The sequence below is a fragment of the Serratia entomophila genome, from assembly GCF_021462285.1.
GTDB lineage: Bacteria > Pseudomonadota > Gammaproteobacteria > Enterobacterales > Enterobacteriaceae > Serratia > Serratia entomophila.
Window position 1 is genome coordinate 3,170,492 of the sequence record NZ_CP082787.1, and the last position, 15,868, is coordinate 3,186,359.

At 61.0% G+C, this 15,868-nt stretch carries 16 protein-coding genes, 2 tRNA genes and 1 riboswitch; of the genes, 11 read left to right on the plus strand and 7 right to left on the minus strand.

The window, feature by feature from the left end; genetic code table 11:
• Positions 1-33: 33 nt before the first annotated feature.
• Positions 34-969 (minus strand): AraC family transcriptional regulator, encoded by a 936-nt coding sequence (locus KHA73_RS15425; protein WP_234585248.1) that lies wholly within the window; start codon positions 967-969, stop codon positions 34-36.
• A 177-nt stretch (positions 970-1,146) separates the two neighbouring features.
• Here KHA73_RS15425 and KHA73_RS15430 point away from each other — a divergent pair, with 177 nt between their 5' ends.
• The gene (locus tag KHA73_RS15430) at positions 1,147-1,395 is read left to right on the plus strand and encodes a hypothetical protein (protein WP_234585249.1); all 249 of its coding nucleotides are present in this window, start codon (positions 1,147-1,149) and stop codon (positions 1,393-1,395) included.
• A gap of 15 nt (positions 1,396-1,410) precedes the next feature.
• Here the strand turns inward: KHA73_RS15430 and KHA73_RS15435 are convergent.
• Positions 1,411-1,500 (minus strand) — tRNA-Ser (locus KHA73_RS15435).
• Between the two features lie 92 nt (positions 1,501-1,592).
• Here KHA73_RS15435 and mtfA point away from each other — a divergent pair.
• Both mtfA and KHA73_RS15445 read left to right on the plus strand, forming a co-directional pair.
• On the plus strand, positions 1,593-2,381 hold the full coding sequence (gene mtfA, locus KHA73_RS15440) for a DgsA anti-repressor MtfA (RefSeq protein WP_234585250.1): 789 nt from the start codon (positions 1,593-1,595) through the stop codon (positions 2,379-2,381).
• Between the two features lie 102 nt (positions 2,382-2,483).
• Positions 2,484-2,559, plus strand: a tRNA-Asn gene (locus tag KHA73_RS15445).
• 53 nt (positions 2,560-2,612) lie between these two features.
• Here the strand turns inward: KHA73_RS15445 and gap are convergent.
• From gap to KHA73_RS15465, 4 genes are all read right to left on the minus strand, one after another.
• Positions 2,613-3,623: a type I glyceraldehyde-3-phosphate dehydrogenase gene (gene gap, locus KHA73_RS15450; protein ID WP_234585251.1), complete on the minus strand. Its 1,011-nt coding sequence runs from the start codon at positions 3,621-3,623 to the stop codon at positions 2,613-2,615.
• Between the two features lie 78 nt (positions 3,624-3,701).
• On the minus strand, positions 3,702-4,676 hold the full coding sequence (locus KHA73_RS15455) for a GlxA family transcriptional regulator (RefSeq protein ID WP_234585252.1): 975 nt from the start codon (positions 4,674-4,676) through the stop codon (positions 3,702-3,704).
• A 78-nt stretch (positions 4,677-4,754) separates the two neighbouring features.
• Positions 4,755-5,480, minus strand: coding sequence for an SDR family NAD(P)-dependent oxidoreductase (locus KHA73_RS15460; protein WP_234585253.1), 726 nt, complete (start codon positions 5,478-5,480; stop codon positions 4,755-4,757).
• Positions 5,481-5,507: 27 nt separating this feature from the next.
• Complete coding sequence (locus tag KHA73_RS15465) at positions 5,508-6,530, minus strand: LLM class flavin-dependent oxidoreductase (protein ID WP_234585254.1); 1,023 nt, start codon at positions 6,528-6,530, stop codon at positions 5,508-5,510.
• A 160-nt stretch (positions 6,531-6,690) separates the two neighbouring features.
• A riboswitch (TPP riboswitch) is annotated at positions 6,691-6,793 on the plus strand.
• 62 nt (positions 6,794-6,855) lie between these two features.
• Here KHA73_RS15465 and tenA point away from each other — a divergent pair.
• From tenA to KHA73_RS15500, 7 genes are all read left to right on the plus strand, one after another.
• Positions 6,856-7,536, plus strand: a complete 681-nt coding sequence (tenA, locus tag KHA73_RS15470; protein ID WP_234585256.1) for a thiaminase II — start codon at positions 6,856-6,858, stop codon at positions 7,534-7,536.
• The gene (locus KHA73_RS15475; protein WP_234585257.1) at positions 7,533-8,273 is read left to right on the plus strand and encodes an ABC transporter ATP-binding protein; all 741 of its coding nucleotides are present in this window, start codon (positions 7,533-7,535) and stop codon (positions 8,271-8,273) included. Before tenA ends, KHA73_RS15475 begins: the two co-directional genes overlap by 4 nt.
• Positions 8,270-9,037 (plus strand): ABC transporter permease, encoded by a 768-nt coding sequence (locus tag KHA73_RS15480; RefSeq protein WP_234585258.1) that lies wholly within the window; start codon positions 8,270-8,272, stop codon positions 9,035-9,037. Before KHA73_RS15475 ends, KHA73_RS15480 begins: the two co-directional genes overlap by 4 nt.
• 26 nt (positions 9,038-9,063) lie before the next feature.
• Entirely contained in the window at positions 9,064-9,999 is a 936-nt protein-coding gene (locus KHA73_RS15485) for an ABC transporter substrate-binding protein (RefSeq protein ID WP_234585259.1), read from the plus strand.
• 108 nt (positions 10,000-10,107) lie between these two features.
• Positions 10,108-11,016, plus strand: coding sequence for a LysR family transcriptional regulator (locus tag KHA73_RS15490; protein ID WP_234585260.1), 909 nt, complete (start codon positions 10,108-10,110; stop codon positions 11,014-11,016).
• A gap of 215 nt (positions 11,017-11,231) precedes the next feature.
• Positions 11,232-11,627, plus strand: coding sequence for a cupin domain-containing protein (locus tag KHA73_RS15495; protein WP_234585261.1), 396 nt, complete (start codon positions 11,232-11,234; stop codon positions 11,625-11,627).
• Between the two features lie 9 nt (positions 11,628-11,636).
• Positions 11,637-12,461, plus strand: coding sequence for an aldo/keto reductase (locus KHA73_RS15500; protein WP_234585262.1), 825 nt, complete (start codon positions 11,637-11,639; stop codon positions 12,459-12,461).
• On the opposite strand, the gene KHA73_RS15505 is transcribed toward KHA73_RS15500, so the two are convergent.
• Positions 12,454-13,194: a transporter substrate-binding domain-containing protein gene (locus KHA73_RS15505; protein WP_234585263.1), complete on the minus strand. Its 741-nt coding sequence runs from the start codon at positions 13,192-13,194 to the stop codon at positions 12,454-12,456. The genes KHA73_RS15500 and KHA73_RS15505 overlap by 8 nt on opposite strands.
• 280 nt (positions 13,195-13,474) lie before the next feature.
• Here KHA73_RS15505 and opgB point away from each other — a divergent pair, with 280 nt between their 5' ends.
• Complete coding sequence (gene opgB / locus KHA73_RS15510; protein WP_234585264.1) at positions 13,475-15,778, plus strand: phosphatidylglycerol--membrane-oligosaccharide glycerophosphotransferase; 2,304 nt, start codon at positions 13,475-13,477, stop codon at positions 15,776-15,778.
• Positions 15,779-15,868: the final 90 nt, after the last annotated feature.

Here is a 15,868-nt window from a genome sequence, read left to right on the forward strand (position 1 = left end):
GAATGCGTTGTGGGGCGCGAGTAACGCCGGCGATCACCCTTTTTTAAGGGCGGAACGGTAAGATGACGGGGTATTGCCGGTCCAACGTTTAAAGGCCCGGGTAAAGTGCGCCTGATCGCTATAGCCCACCATATAGGCAATTTCAGTGGCGGTATATCTGCCGCTGGCGATAAGCTGAAGAGCTTCGCTGCGGCGAGTCTCGTCACGCAAACTTTCAAATTCGACACCGCAATATTTGAGGCGGCGCTGCAGCGTGCGTGGGGACAGCCCAATACTTTTCGAAATCGCTTCCAGTTTGGGTTGTTCCAGGTCCGATATCCGCCGGTGGAGCGCTGAGGCCGTGTCTATGGTTGACCTCAAGGCTTCGGTGGTTTTCCAGGCGTCATCGCGAATATGTTTCAGCGGGATGTCGAGCAAGTCACGATCGAATTCGATCATGTTGTGCTCCGCGTTCATGACCAGGTTCGGCCCCAAACATTCTTCAAGCGCGTCGTCCCCTCTTCTTCTGGCGGTTTTGACATGCACGCGAATAGAGGCAGGCTCACCGGACATCAGAGGAACCTTTCTCAGCACCGCGAGGCTGCCGAGGATGAATTGCCTTGGGTCCGCTTCATATTGCCCGGTGAATTGGTGAACCAATTTGGTCGTGCGGCCTTCGGTGACAATTTTCACCTCTCCGCCCTGATGCAGTAAGGCTGCATGGGTGGCGGCCAGCGCACAAGCCTGCGCGATGTTCGTTGAGCCCAATATCATTTCACCCCAGATGCCAAGCGAACGTATCTCGGTCAAATGCCCCACATAGGCGCCGCCGAAAGGATCGTCCGCAACGGAGGCCATTTCATTAGCGATACGAAAACAGGCCGCCCGCGGTATCCATATGTCCGGATTTTGGAAGATATTCGGGGAAATGCCGAGGCGCTGGAAAAACTCCAGCGAAGATACCCCGCGCATGGCCAGGTAGGGAGCCATCTGGAGAAAGCTTCTAAGCTTAATGGAGGGCATTACATTCGCCATAAAAGTCCGTTACCTGTTTAAGAGGCAATACGCATAGGGATCGTTTGGTGCGCAGAAAAGCGCCAATGCAAAACGGTTACCCAACATGGACATCAGGTTGCAACATGGTGTGCGACAGGTAACCAATTGTAAATGAGTATACTCGCCCTCGAAAAAACGCGCTATGCGGGCCATGAAAAAGAGGGGTTACCGCCTGAACGGCGGTGGCGCGCCGGCAAGAATGATCGGCAGATACGCGGCCGCTTTATTTTAAGGGGCAGAAAAATGCCTAGGAAGATGGCGGAGAGAAGCGAACACGGCGTATTCGACATTCCGGATTTAGCTCACAAAATGAAGAACATAATGGCAAAACGCTGTCCAGCGACATTGCCGGGGTTATAATACGCCAAGAGGAAGTGGCGGAGAGAGGGGGATTTGAACCCCCGGTAGAGTTGCCCCTACTCCAGTTTTCGAGACTGGTCCGTTCAGCCGCTCCGGCATCTCTCCTGACAACGCTTGCTATCATGCCCCTTTTTGCGGCATTTTTACAGCGTTAGCCTCCAGCCGAATGTTCAAATGACGAATTTACGAGCAACCTGATGATTAAATGGCCGTGGAAAGCAAATCAACCCCAGGCGGATACCCGCGCCCAGTGGCAGGACGCGCTGGCGATCCCGCTGCTCTCGCCGTTGAACGAGCAGGAACGGCAGCGGCTGGTGGCCGTCGCCGGGCAAATTCTGCAGCAAAAGCGCATCGTGCCGCTGCAGGGGCTGCAGCTGACGTCGCAAATGCAGGCGCGCATCGCGCTGCTGTTCGCCCTGCCGGTGCTGGAGCTGGGGGCGGAATGCCTCGACGGTTTCAATGAAATCTTGCTTTACCCGACGCCGTTCGTGGTGGAAGACGAATGGCAGGACGATATCGGCCTGGTGCACTCCGGCCCGGTAGTGCAGTCCGGCCAGAGCTGGGAACAGGGCCCGATCGTGCTCAACTGGCAAGATGTGCAGGACTCCTTCGATCTGTCCGGCTTCAATCTGGTGATCCACGAAGCGGTGCATAAGCTGGATATGCGCAACGGCGGCGTCGCCACCGGCATCCCTCCCATTCCGCTGCGCGATATCGCCGCCTGGGAGCATGATCTGCACGCCGCCATGGAAAATCTGCAGGACGAGATCGATATGGTCGGCGAAGAAGCCGCCAGCATGGACGCTTACGCCGCCACCGATCCGGCCGAATGCTTCGCCGTGCTGTCGGAATATTTCTTCAGCGCTCCCGAGCTGCTGGCCGAGCGATTTCCCTTGCTGTATCAGCACTTTTGCCGCTTCTACCGCCAGGATCCGCTGGCGCGGCTGCTGCGGCTGCAGGCCGGATCCGGCGCGGAACCGCAGTAATTCGCCGCGCATTGCTCAGATACCGAGCAGTCGCACCGAATCGGCCAATTTAGCGTTGACACACCCGGGGCGGCTGGATATGATGCGCCCCGTTCACACGATTCCTCTGTAGTTCAGTCGGTAGAACGGCGGACTGTTAATCCGTATGTCACTGGTTCGAGTCCAGTCAGAGGAGCCATATTAGAGAAGCCCGCTTAAGGAAACTTAAGCGGGCTTTTTGCTGCTGGGCGTTTACAGCCCGCGTTTTTCCATCAACAGCGCGAGATCCACCAGCCGGTTCGAGAAGCCCCACTCGTTGTCATACCACGCGAGGACCTTAACCAGCTTGCCGCCGATCACCAGGGTCGACAACCCGTCGATAATCGATGAGCGCGGATCGCCCTTATAGTCGCTCGACACCAGAGGTTCGTCGCTGTAACCGAGGATACCCTTCAGCGGGCCAGACGCCGCCGCCTGGCGGAAGGCGGCGTTGATTTCATCCGCCGTCGCTTCGCGCTTCAGCGTCACCGTCAGGTCAACGATCGATACCACCGGCACCGGCACCCGCAGCGAATAACCGGTCAGGCGGCCGTCCAGCTCCGGGATCACCTTGCCGAGCGCCTTGGCCGCGCCGCTGGAGTAAGGCACTATCGACTGCGCCGCCGCCCGGGCGCCGCGCAGATCCTTTTCCGGCTGATCGTGCAACGCCTGGCTGTTGGTATAGGCATGGGTGGTATTCATCAAACCGTATTCAATGCCGAAAGCCTGATGCAGCACCTGCGCGGCGGGCGCCAGGCCGTTGGTGGTGCAGCTGCCGTTGCTCACCACCCGGTGCCTGGCCGGATCGTATTGGCTGTCGTTAACGCCCATCACGAGGGTGATATCGTCGTTTTTCGCCGGCGCCGAGATAATCACCCGCTTGGCGCCGCCCTGGGTGATGTGCACTTCCGCCTGCGCCTTGTCGGTAAAGAAGCCGGTGGCTTCGATCACGATATCGACACCCTCGCTGCTCCATGGGATAGCGCCGGGGTCTCTTTCGGAGAACACCCTGATCGGCCTGCCGTTCAGCAACAGCTGATTTTCACCGGCTTCTACGCTGGCGGCCAGCGTGCCCGACAGCGAATCGTACTTCAGCAAGTGCGCCAGGGTTTTGCTGTCCGTCAAATCGTTGATCGCCACCACCTCAAAATCGCTGCGCCCCAGCGCGGCGCGCAACACATTGCGGCCGATTCTGCCGAACCCGTTAATGCCTACTTTGACCATGATTTGCTCCTTGATTATTGGTTCTGCGGCCAATCTAGCGCCAAGGAGGCGTGGCGTAAATGACGTTTATAGATCAATTTACGCCAAATTACGGCTATGAAAACGCTGGCGATATTCACTGGGGGTGAGCTGCAGGTTGCGTTCAAACACCCGCCGCAGATTTAGCCCGTTGCCGAAGCCGGTGGCCAGGGCGATATGCTCGATGCCTTCCGCACTTTGCTCCAGGCGCTGTCTGGCGCAGTGCAAACGCCCCTCCTCGACAAACCTGGCGGGCGAGATACCGGTCTCGCGGGTGAACACCCGGGTAAAGTTGCGCGGGCTCATCGCCACCCGTTCGGCCAATTTCTCTACGGAAAGATCGTCGGTGAGGTTTTCCAGGATCCAGCACTGGAGATCGCGAATTGGCCCGGGGGTTTTAGCCTGATTCAACGGGTAGCGGCTGAACTGCGACTGGCCGCCCGGCCGCCGCAAAAACATCACCAGATCCTGCGCCACTTCGCGAGCCTGAACAAAGCCGTAGTCGTCTTCGATCAGCGCCAGCGTGAGGTCGAAACCGGAGCTGACGCCGCCGGAGCTCCAGACATGCCCATCCTGCACATAAATCGGGCCGTTCTCGACGCTCACCCTGGGGAAACGGCTCTGCAGGGTTTCCAGCAGCCGCCAGTGGGTGGTCGCCCGGCGGCCGTCGAGCAGGCCGGCTTCGGCAAGCAGCAGGGCGCCGCCGCAAACGGAAGCGATACGCCGGGCGTGAGGAGCGGCGCGCCGCAGCCATTCCGCGACAAACGCCCCTTCTTCCTCGCTGGCTCCCCTGCCGGTCACCACTATGGTGTCGCGCGGCTGTTCAGGGTCAAGATCCGCCAGGCGGTGATCGGCCAGCAGGTTTAACCCGGAGGAGCCATGCACCACCCGATGCGCTTGCGTGGTGGCCACCGCAACCTCATACAAGGGGGCGTCGTCGGGCCGCAGGCGGTTGGCCTGCATCAGGATGTCGGCGATGCCGGCCGACTCGAACAGCATGCCCCCTTCGGGGACGATAATCAGAAATGCATGCATGGCCTTAATGTACCAATGAATCAAAATAAGTCAGTAAGTAGATTTTATGCCGCAACGGCCCGTTAGCCAATAGGCCGCTCAGGATTGCGGCAACGCCACCCCGGTGGCGCGTTCCAGCTGCGCCAGCAACGCCTCCTGAAACGCCGTATCGCGCGCGGCGGCATGCGGCGCCAGGCGGCGCTGATGGTGCCAGTAACCGCCGGAAGCGCGGGCCTGCGCCTCCTCGCTGGTCACCAGCCACTCCTGCGTCAGATGCCCCAGCCGCAGATCGCCGGGGGCGTTTTCACCGCCCATTTTGGTCGGCACCCAGCCGGGATCGACGGCGCTGCTGATGACCTCCGGCCAACGGCGCGCCACGGCGGCGGCGAACGCCGTCACCAACAGTTTGCTGTCCGAATAGGAAATCGGGTTGCTTGCGCTCCAGTCGAGCGCGACGCGGCCATCAAAATGCATGCTGCTGCTCAAATACACCAAACGCGCCGGCCGGGCGATCAGCGCCGTCAGCAGATAAGGCGCGATCAGATTGACCGCCAGTATCTGCGGCCCGGTGAAGATCCCGGCGTTGTGGATCACCGCGTCAGGCCGCCCGATCCGGTTCACCTGTTCGGCCACCGCTTTGGTTTGCTGCGGAACGGACAGATCGCCGGTAACCGCCTGCGCGCCTCTGGTCAGCAGATCGCGCACGGCCTCGAGCCGCCCCGGTTCGCGGGCATGCAGGATCACCTGATGGCCTTCGCCCAACAGGGTTTCCGCCGCCGCACGGCCCAGCCCGTCGGCCGAACCGGTGATGAAAATACGTGACATGGCAAACGTCCTTTCAGGTTTGGCCGCTCAGCGCCAGCCCAGCGCCGGTGCGACATGGGTCAGGATCGATTCAATCACGTGCGCGTTGTAATCCACGCCCAGCTGATTGGGTACCGTCAGCAGCAGCGTGTCGGCTTCGGCAATCGCCTCGTCCTGCGCCAGCTGCTCGATCAACACATCCGGCTCGGCGGCGTAGCTGCGGCCGAAAATCGCCCGGGTTTGCTGGTCGATATAGCCCACCTGGTCGCCCTCTTTGCCGCTGCCGCCGAAGTAGCTGCGGTCCCGTTGGTCCATCAGCGCAAAGATGCTGCGGCTGACCGACACCCGTGGCGCGCGCGCGTGCCCGGCCTCTTTCCAGGCGGCGCGATAGGCGCGTATCTGGCTGGCCTGCTGCACGTGAAACGGCTCGCCGGTCTCGTCGTTTTTCAGCGTCGAGCTCTGCAGGTTCATGCCCAGCTTCGCCGCCCACACCGCCGTGGCGTTCGAGCTTGCCCCCCACCAGATGCGATCCCGCAGCCCGGCGGAGAACGGCTCGGGGCGCAGCAGGCCCGGCGGATTGGGGAACATCGGCTGCGGATTGGGCTCGGCAAAGCCTTCACCGCGCAGGGCTTCGAGCAGCACCTCAGTGTGGCGGCGCGCCATATCCGCTTCGGTTTCCCCCTCGGCCGGCGTATAGCCGAAATAGCGCCAGCCGTCGATCACCTGCTCCGGCGAACCGCGGCTGATGCCCAGCTGTAAACGCCCCCCCGAGATCAGGTCGGCGGCGCCGGCGTCTTCCACCATGTACAACGGGTTCTCATAGCGCATGTCGATCACGCCGGTGCCGATCTCGATGCGCTGGGTGCGGGCGCCGATGGCGGCCAGCAGCGGGAATGGCGAACTGAGCTGGCGCGCGAAGTGATGCACGCGGAAATAGGCGCCGTCAGCCCCCAGATCTTCGGCGGCGACCGCCAGATCGATGGACTGCAGCAGCGCGTCTGCGGCCGAACGGGTGCCCGACTGAGCGGAAGGCGCCCAGTGGCCGAAAGAGAGAAATCCGATCTTTTTCATGGGCAGTGCTCCTCAGATTCAACGTAACGGCATTACAGTGACAAAAATGCCGCCGCCTGTGCCAGAGAAATTGTCCCGGATCGCACTAAACGGACAGATTGGCGCCGCCGCCTTCGCGCCCGCCCGAGCATTGTAATCAAAAAACAAATGTCGTATAACAGGCTCCTCCGAGGGGTGTCCTGTTACGGGCTGAGATGGCGCAAGCCGAACCCTTTGAACCTGATCTGGGTCATGCCAGCGAAGGGACGGGTCGGCAATAACGCCTTCGGTCATTGCCTGTTCATACCTCAGCGCGCCCGGATCTCCACTTACTCAGGGAGGTCCCATGTTTACCACCATGTTCGAACAAGGTCTTTACGGACGGCTGCGCCAACGGGCGGGCGGCCACTGGCAGGACTACGTCGCTCATCCCTTCATTCAGCAGCTGGCCGCCGGCACGCTGCCCGAAGCCGCTTTCCGCCGCTATCTGACCCAGGACTACCTGTTCCTGATCCACTTCGCTCGTGCCTATGCCCTGCTGGTCAGCAAACTGCGCACCCTGCCGGAGATGCGCGCCGCCGCCGCTTCGCTCAACGCCATCGTCGCCGAACTGCCGCTGCACCTGGCCTATTGCGCCGGCTGGGGATTGAACGAAGACCAGATAGCCGCCCAGCCTGAAGCGCCAGAAACCATGAACTACACCCGCTACGTGCTGGACATCGGCCATTCCGGCGACGCCCTCGATCTGCTGGCCGCCCTGCTGCCCTGCGTCGCCGGCTATGCCGAAATCGGCCTGCGGCTGCTGAACGATCCCGGCACCCAAATGGCGGGCAACCCTTACGCCTCCTGGATCAAAAATTATGGCGATCCGGGTTACCTGGCCGGGGTGCAGGCGTCCATCGATCTGCTGGAGAACGTCGGTCGCCAGCGCGGTGCGGAAAGCCGCCTGGCCGAACTGACGGAGATCTTCACCACCGCCACCCGGCTTGAATCGGCGTTCTGGCAAATGGGGCTGAGCGCCTCATGAACCGCAGTTCGCCCCCGCCCGGCATTCAAATCCGGGATTTAACCCTGCGCTTTGGCGGCCGGACCCTCTTCGAACGGCTGAATCTCGATATCGCCGGCGGCAGCGTGGTCGCCCTGCTCGGTGCCAGCGGCTCGGGCAAAACCAGCCTGCTTAAGATCATCGCCGGCCTGGCGCAGCCCACTTCGGGCAGCGTCAGCGGCAGCGACGGCCTGCCGATCGCCGGGCGCATCGCCTATATGGGCCAACGGGATCTGCTCTACCCCTGGCTGACCCTCGATCAGAACATCACCCTCGGCGCGCGGCTGCGCGGCGAACGGGCCGACCGGCAATGGGCCGCCCATCTGCTCGAGCGCGTCGGGCTGGGCGGCTACGGCGCAGCGCGCCCCGCAGAACTTTCCGGCGGCATGCGCCAGCGCGCCGCCATTGCGCGCACCCTGTATGAGCGCCAGCCGATTGTGCTGATGGATGAACCTTTCTCGGCGCTGGACGCCATCACTCGCGCCACTGTCCAGACGCTGGCCGCCGAACTGCTGGCGCAGCATACCGTACTGCTGATCACCCATGACCCGATGGAAGCCTGCCGCCTGAGCCACCGGCTGCTGGTGCTTGCCGGCTACCCGGCGGGCATCGACGACAGCCACGACATTGCCGGGCAGCCGCCGCGCGCGCCGGACGATCCTCACCTGCTCAAAAGCCAGGCCGAACTGCTGCAACAGCTGGTGAGGGCCGCAGGATGAAGCGCATTCAGGAACCCAGGGGCGCCCGCCTGCGCCGCGCCCTGACGGTGTTCGCCGGCCTGGTGCTGCTGTGGTGGCTGTTCACCCTGGGCGACATTCCCGCCTTTTTGCTGCCCGCACCTTCTGCAGTGGCGCAGGCGCTGTGGAACGGCCGCGATTACCTCGCCTGGCACACGCTGGTCACCGCTTCGGAGATCCTTAGCGGCCTGGCGCTGGGGGTGCTGCTCGGCGCGGCGCTCGCACTGTGCATGATCTTTTCCCCGCGCCTGCAGCGCTGGCTGATGCCGCTGGTGCTCACCAGCCAGGCGATACCGGTGTTCGCGCTGGCCCCGCTGCTGGTGCTGTGGTTCGGCTTCGGCATGAGCGCCAAGGTGGCGATGGCGGTGCTGGTGATTTTCTTTCCGGTAACCTCCGCCTTCTTCGACGGGCTGCGCCGCGTCAGCAACGATCACCTCGACCTGGCGCGCACCATGGGCGCCTCGCGCTGGGCGCAGCTGCGCCATGTACGGCTGATGGCGGCGTTGCCGGCCTTCGGCTCCGGGCTGCGCATGGCCGCCGCGGTGGCGCCGATCGGCGCGATCATCGGCGAATGGGTGGGTTCGGCCGAGGGGTTGGGCTACGTCATGCTTAACGCCAACGCGCGCATGCAGACCGACGTTTGCTTCGCTGCGCTGTTTATTCTGGTGCTGATGACCGTCTTGCTCTGGGCGGCGGTGGATGCGCTGCTGCGGCGCCTGATCGACTGGGCGCCGGAAAACCACTGATGATTTCACTCTTTAAGGGAACGACAATGCTCAAAAAAACCCTCTGCGGGCTGCTGCTCGGCGCCGCGATGGCAAGCCCGGCAGGCGCCGCCGAAAAGCTGACGCTGGTGCTCGACTGGTACATCAACCCCGATCACGCGCCGATCTTGGCGGCCGAGCAGATCGGCGCCTTCAAGGCCGAAGGGCTCGACGTCAAGATAGTGCCGCCTTCCGATCCGGCGCTGCCGCCGCGCCTGGTGGCGGCCGGGCAGGCCGATCTGGCCATTACCTACCAGCCGCAGCTGCACTTCTTCGCCGATCAGGGGCTACCGCTGGTGCGCGTCGGCACCCTGATCAATTCGCCGCTGAACACCGTCATCACGCTGGATAAGAGCATCACCTCGCCGGCCGGGCTGAAGGGCAAGAAAATCGGCTATTCAGTCAGCGGCATCGAGCAGGCGACGCTGGCCACCATGGTCGAACATGAACGGCTCAACCCCGCCGATATGCAGCTTATCAACGTTAACTTCCAGCTGACCAGCGCCCTGCTGGCGGGCCAGGTCGATGCGGTGATCGGCGGCTACCGCAATATCGAAGCGCTGGAGCTGAAGCTGCAGGGCAAAGATCCGGTGGTGTTCAACGTCGAAGATTACGGGGTGCCGGCCTACGACGAGCTGATCATCGTCGCCAACCGCGCTACGCTGGCGGAACCGAAGATCAAAAAATTCCTCGCCGCGCTGAAAAAAGGCGGCGACTACCTGCAGGCTCACCCGCAGGAGACCTGGCTGGCGTTCGCCAAAGCCCACCCGGAGCTGAATACCGAGCTGAATAAACAGGCCTGGCAGGCCAGCCTGCCGCTGTTCGCCCGCGATCCGGCCAGGCTGGACCGCGCCCGCTACCAGGCTTACGAGCAGTTCCTGTTCGACAATAAGCTGATCAAGAAAATCACCCCGGTGGATGATTACGCGGTCGAATTGCGCTAAAAACCTCGGTCGTCGCTGCGGGAAACCGCAGCGGTTTTGATGCGGGCTTCACCCCCACGCCGCAAGGCATTATCATCGGCTGATTCTGGTAACGAAATCGGGGCTATGATGGCGACATTAACTCGCACGCAACTTGCCGAACTGAACGTGTTTTCCACGATTTGCCGGAAAAAGAGCTTCCGGCTGGCGGCGGCCGAGTTAGGCGTCAGCACCTCGGCTTTAAGCCACACGATACGTTCATTGGAAGAGCGCATCGGCGTAAAACTGCTGAACCGAACCAACCGAGCCGTCGTCCCCACCCCCGCCGGCATGGCCTTGGCCGGCCAGCTCGAACAAGGCTTTGACTACATCAAGGCCGCAGTTTCCGAACTGCAACAGTACCGCGATGAACCCATCGGCCATCTGCGTTTGAATATTCCGCGCGATGCGCTCGATCTGCTGATCGCCCCGGTCATGGAGAGCTTCGCCAAACGGTATCCCAAAATTGCTCTGGAAGTGGCGGTCAACAACCACCAGGTGGACATTATCCATGAAGGCTTCGACGCCGGCATCAGATATGGGGAGATCGTTCCCAAAGACATGATCGCCGTGCCCCTGACCGGCAAACTGCGATGGGTCCTCGCCGCCGCCCCGGAATATCTGGCAAGAGAGGGCTGCCCGGCGTCGCCTGACGAATTAAAAACGCACAGCTGCATCAATATGCGGCTGGGGAATGACGCGATTTATCAGTGGGAGCTGGGTGATGGCGAAAACCATTGCCGGCTGGCGGCGCCGGGGCAATACATCTTCAGCGAGACGTCGATGATCATCAAAGCGGCGCTAGCCGGGCTGGGGCTGGCCTACTGTCTGGAAATGCAGATCGAGGAGCATTTGCGCAGCGGCGAATTGCAATGCGTCATGCCGAACTGGGCGCACATCAGCGATCCCTTTATGATGTACTACCCCAGCCGCCACCAGCTGCAGCCGGGGTTGCGGCCTTTGATAGCGCTGATAAAAGCGCAGCATTTGCGGTCATAGTTGATATTGGCTCAACGCCCCATCAAGAAACATTCAACCCATTATATTGTATTCTATTGATGTTGATGCAGGGCGCCCGGAATAACCGGGCTCGCCCGCGCAATTTATTACCCGACACTGAAATCCAGCCCCGCATTTGAAATATGCCGCGGAAATTAACCCGCTGTTTATTTCAATAGCCAGGTTCTATTTTCATTATTTACAGCGAGCAGATTATGAAGGCCCTTTATTTTGACCTGGAAGAAAAGAAACGGCACTTCCCCGACACCGCCGACTCCCTCATCGTCGACATGTACCTTGAAGATTCGCCGCAAAGCAGCATTCGCCTTTTTCGCGTCTATGCCGAGGTGCCGAAGCATTACCACAAGCAGTGCGATGAAGTTTTAGTCGTCGTGGAAGGCGCGCTGGAGTTTCAAACGGGCAGCGATGCGAGAAGAATTTTAGCCGCAAACCAGCTGGTGATTTTTAAAAGAAACACCGTTCACAGCATTAAACCGTTTGACGGAAAGCCCGTTTATTTTCTTTCTATCGATACGCCGCGGCGCGAAGAATCAGACGTGCATTTTGTTGAACCTATCCATAAAAATTTAAAATTTATTACCCATATATAGGAAATTAATATGCCAGATAAAAAACAACTGCTCGCGCGTGACGGAAATGCCATCCCCGCCATTGGCTTCGGCGTTTGGCAGTCCCGGGGAGAAGAATTGATAAATGCCGTGCGATGCGCCCTTGATTCAGGCTATCGGCTAATCGATACCGCCGCTATCTATGGCAATGAGTCCGAGGTCGGCACCGCGATAAAAACGGCGGGGGTGCGCCGCGAAGACGTCTTCATCACCACCAAGCTATGGAACGACAGGCATGACGACGTTGAAAACGCCTTCAGTGAAAGCCTGAGCAAGCTGGGATGCGACTATATCGATCTGTACTTGATTCACTGGCCGGTATCGGGGCAAGACCTGTTCGTCTCCGCCTGGAATGACATGATCAGGCTCCGCGATAGCGGAAGGGTTAAAAACATCGGGGTCAGCAACTTCTCCATCGAACAGATACGCCGGCTGGAAGCTGAAACCGGCGTTATGCCCGCAGTCAATCAGTTGCAGATCCACCCTTTAAACCAGCAACGAGAGCTGGTCGACTGGCTGCGCGTTCAAGGTGTAGTTACGCAGGCCTGGAGCCCGCTCGGCCACGGCAGCCAACATATATTAACCGAGCCGGGCATCCTGAAAATTGCCGCGCGGCATCATAAAACCCCCGCACAAATAATCTTGCGCTGGCTGTATGAAAACCAAATCGTCGCCCTGCCGAAGTCCAGCACGCCGCAAAGAATAAAGGAAAATATTGATATATTTGACTTTAGCCTCTCGGCATCCGAATTGGCGGCAATGAGCGAGCTGGATCGCGGCCTAAACGTCGGCAACGATCCAACCTCTTTCAGATAACGGCGGCCGGCGGCGCTACCGTCACATCGCCCTGGCCGCTGCGCTGCAACGCCGCCTTCACCAGCCCGTTGGCCTTGCAGCGCTCGATAAACGCGTTCACGTAGGCGGCGCCCTGCGTTTTGTGCCGCGGCACCGCCATCGCCTGCCTGATTGCGGTGAAATGCCCTTCCAGAACGCGCAGCCCCGGGTTAGCGGCCGCGGCGGCCAGCAGCGGTTGACGCACGCCCGCCGCCGCCTCCAGCCCCTGCGCCAGAAACAGGGTTATCGCTTCTGCGGAGGTGCCGGCCCGCACCAGCTGTGCCTGCTGCAGCGTACGCGACAGGAACAGATCATAAGCCGCGCCTTTGCCGACCGCGATGCGCACCTCCGGCCTGTCGAGCTGCGCCACCTCATGATAAGGCGCGTCGTTCGCCACCAGGTAAGTCCCCTCGATGATCGCATACGGCGCGCTGAACGCTATCTGCGTCGCGCGCACCGGCTCGATGGCCATAAAAGCCAGGGCCCAGGCGCCGCTGTCCAGATCGGCGAACACCTTGCCCGCCGCATCATAGGCCACCAGCTCCAGCGCTACGCCCAGCTCACCCGCCAGCGCCGCGGCCAGATCGACAGATACGCCCTGTGGCTTGCCGCCCGGCCCCACCTGCGCCAGCACCGGGTTGCCAAGGTTGATCGCCGCCCGCAAAACGCCCTGCGGGGCCAGATCCTCAAGTACCGCCGAGGGGATCGAATGCATGGTTTTCTCCAGAATGGTTGATGAGTTCGGTGCACTCGTTAAGGGTAGAGCCAAACGCCCAGCGAGCAATATTTCGGCACCTTCGCCGCCACAGGCGTGACAGCTGTCACAGTATCGTCACAAATTTACGCAATCGCGCCCGGCGCCGCCTGCGTTGCGCAAACGCGCATTGCCCTGCCGCTTTCAATACGCTATACCCTTCTTTTTTCACGCCCCGCAAGGCCGGCGGCGTGCGCCAGGACAGTAAAATTTTTCTTTCTAATCAGACAGGGCTCGGTGGATGGTCTCAGCATTAATCTCTTTTGTTCTTTTCTTAGCCTCGATTGCCATCTATCGCACCCGGGCCGCCGCCAACCGCTGGTGGTTCGCCACCCTGCTCATCCTGCTCGGCAGCTATCTGGTTCTGAACGTCATCCTGATCGCCAGCAACTACTTCACCGGCGACGGCATCACCGACGCGGTTCTCTATACCCTTACCAGCAGCCTGAAGGGCGCCGGCGTCGGCAAATACGTCTTGCCGTTTATCGGCCTGCTGGCGGGGTTGAGCTTGATTTTCGCCCTGCTGGCCCGCAGCCTGCTGCGGCGCAAGGCCAAAAGGAGCAGCGTGGTTTACAGCGTGCTGGCCGTGCTGCTGGCGCTGTTTTCGGTCAGCACCACCCCGGCGTTTCAGGAGATTTCCCTGCTGGTCAAAAGCCAGATAAGCGGCGACACCGCCGATTTTGCTACCTACTACAAAGCGCCGAAGAAAACCCTGCAGGGCAAACAGCCGAACCTGGTGTACATCTACGCCGAAAGTCTGGAGCGCACCTATCTCGATCGGCAACTCTTCCCCGCACTAGCCGACGATCTGAACCGGCTGCGGGAAGACAGCATCGACTTCAGCAACACTCAGCAGTTGCCGGGCACCGGCTATACCATCGCCGGCATGGTGGCCTCGCAGTGCGGCATTCCGCTGTTCGCCCCCTTTGACGGCAACGCCTCCAGCGCCGTTTCCACCTTTTACCCCGAGAACGTCTGCCTGGGCGACGTGCTGAAATCCGCCGGCTACGTCAACTATTTCTACCAGGGCGCCGAGCTGGCGTTCGCCGGCAAGGACACCTTCCTGACATCGCACGGCTTCGACCATGTCTATGGCTTTAAAGAGCTGCGCGGGCAAATCGCCGATCCGGCCTACAAGAATGACTGGGGCTGGTACGACGATACCGTGCTGGATCTGGTGTACGACAAGTTCGTCGAGCTCTCCAGGCAGCGGCAGAAGTTCTCGCTGTTCACCCTGACCGTCGACACCCACCACCCGGACGGCTTTATTTCCGCCGGCTGCAGCAAAAAGTCCTACGCCTGGCAAAACAAGGATAACCGCTCGCTGAGCGCGGTGGCCTGCAGCCAACAGCACATCGCCGCCCTGATCGACAAAATCAAAAGTTCGCCGTATTTCAGCAATACGGTGATCGTGGTGTCTTCCGACCATCTGGCGATGAACAACACCGCCTACGACATTTTGACCAAGCAGAAGCGCCGCAACCTGTTCTTTATTATCGACGGCACCCGCCCGCAGGCGGAGCAGCACAACGAGAAGCGCAGCACGCTGGACAACGGCGCCACCGTGCTGGACCGCATGGGCGGCGACAACTATATCGGCCTCGGCCGCAGCAGCCTGTCCGGCCCGACGCTCTCCACGGTATTCCTCAACATCGACGAGAAAATCAACGGCTGGAAGCCGGCGGTGATCAAACAGTGGGGGCTGCCGAACAGCATCAGCGATTACAGCATCGACACCCAGAGCCGCAGCTTTACCTTCTCCGGCGTGACCTACAAGGTGCCTTTTATTCTCAAAGTGGCGGAAAACCGCATCGAACCGATGTTTAACGTCTACCTGTCCACGCCGCTGAGAAAGCAGCTGGCCGGCCTGGGCGCGGGGGAAAAGTTTGTCTGGGTCGACAAATGCTATGAGATTGGCCGCGTCTGGGCGCCGCAGCTGGCGCTGAGCACCGATACCTGCGTGGCGTCCGGCACTCTGGCCTCACCGCCGCAGGTAGTGCAGGCCACCGGCAGCCGCTACCGCGGCAAGGTGAGCTTCAACAGCCCGGCGGCGGACAGCGTTGCCGGCTATCAGAACGCCGTCGCCCGTTTGCAGGTGGACGACGCGGCGATGAAATACCGGGCGGATGCCATTGAATTTATGCTGCCGGGCATGCCGGAGCAGGTGAAGAGCATCACCGGCGTCTCCGGCGTCGAAGACTGGGGGCGCTGGTCCGACGCCAACCTGGCGCCGGCGGTGGACATCGCCTACGCCGAACCGCTGCCGAAAACCTTCGATCTGGTGCTGCGCGCCCGCGCCTACGGCAAAAACGTCGGCGAGCCTATCTCGGTGCGCGTCGGCGACGAAGAGCGCTTCGTCTCGCTGGGCGAGCAGGACAGTACGGTCACCCTGCGCTTTGATAACCCGCACGGCGCGCAAAATATCAGCATTACTCCACCGGCCCCGACCGAGCCGCAGGAAGGCGCCAGCGGCGGCTTCACGCCGAAGAAGCTGGGCATCGGCCTGGTGTCGCTGAAAGTGGAACGGGCCGAACCGGCCTCCTGAGCCCCGGCGCAGCGGCGGCGGCCGCGCCGCTGCGTTTTCTTTTCCCGTCCCCCATTTCGACCAAGCTTTTGCGCCCGTCTTCGGCTAACC

What these genes read in the sequence shown, in the direction of transcription:
- KHA73_RS15465 (WP_234585254.1), bottom strand. Translation starts at nt 6,530, where the DNA reads ATGAAAAAGATCGGATTTCTCTCTTTCGGCCACTGGGCGCCTTCCGCT.
- KHA73_RS15505 (WP_234585263.1), bottom strand. Translation starts at nt 13,194, where the DNA reads ATGCATTCGATCCCCTCGGCGGTACTTGAGGATCTGGCCCCGCAGGGC.
- KHA73_RS15460 (WP_234585253.1), bottom strand. Translation starts at nt 5,480, where the DNA reads ATGTCACGTATTTTCATCACCGGTTCGGCCGACGGGCTGGGCCGTGCG.
- KHA73_RS15475 (WP_234585257.1), top strand. Translation starts at nt 7,533, where the DNA reads ATGAACCGCAGTTCGCCCCCGCCCGGCATTCAAATCCGGGATTTAACC.
- gap (WP_234585251.1), bottom strand. Translation starts at nt 3,623, where the DNA reads ATGGTCAAAGTAGGCATTAACGGGTTCGGCAGAATCGGCCGCAATGTG.
- tenA (WP_234585256.1), top strand. Translation starts at nt 6,856, where the DNA reads ATGTTTACCACCATGTTCGAACAAGGTCTTTACGGACGGCTGCGCCAA.
- mtfA (WP_234585250.1), top strand. Translation starts at nt 1,593, where the DNA reads ATGATTAAATGGCCGTGGAAAGCAAATCAACCCCAGGCGGATACCCGC.
- opgB (WP_234585264.1), top strand. Translation starts at nt 13,475, where the DNA reads ATGGTCTCAGCATTAATCTCTTTTGTTCTTTTCTTAGCCTCGATTGCC.
- KHA73_RS15495 (WP_234585261.1), top strand. Translation starts at nt 11,232, where the DNA reads ATGAAGGCCCTTTATTTTGACCTGGAAGAAAAGAAACGGCACTTCCCC.
- KHA73_RS15500 (WP_234585262.1), top strand. Translation starts at nt 11,637, where the DNA reads ATGCCAGATAAAAAACAACTGCTCGCGCGTGACGGAAATGCCATCCCC.
- KHA73_RS15485 (WP_234585259.1), top strand. Translation starts at nt 9,064, where the DNA reads ATGCTCAAAAAAACCCTCTGCGGGCTGCTGCTCGGCGCCGCGATGGCA.
- KHA73_RS15490 (WP_234585260.1), top strand. Translation starts at nt 10,108, where the DNA reads ATGGCGACATTAACTCGCACGCAACTTGCCGAACTGAACGTGTTTTCC.
- KHA73_RS15455 (WP_234585252.1), bottom strand. Translation starts at nt 4,676, where the DNA reads ATGCATGCATTTCTGATTATCGTCCCCGAAGGGGGCATGCTGTTCGAG.
- KHA73_RS15480 (WP_234585258.1), top strand. Translation starts at nt 8,270, where the DNA reads ATGAAGCGCATTCAGGAACCCAGGGGCGCCCGCCTGCGCCGCGCCCTG.
- KHA73_RS15425 (WP_234585248.1), bottom strand. Translation starts at nt 969, where the DNA reads ATGGCTCCCTACCTGGCCATGCGCGGGGTATCTTCGCTGGAGTTTTTC.
- KHA73_RS15430 (WP_234585249.1), top strand. Translation starts at nt 1,147, where the DNA reads ATGAGTATACTCGCCCTCGAAAAAACGCGCTATGCGGGCCATGAAAAA.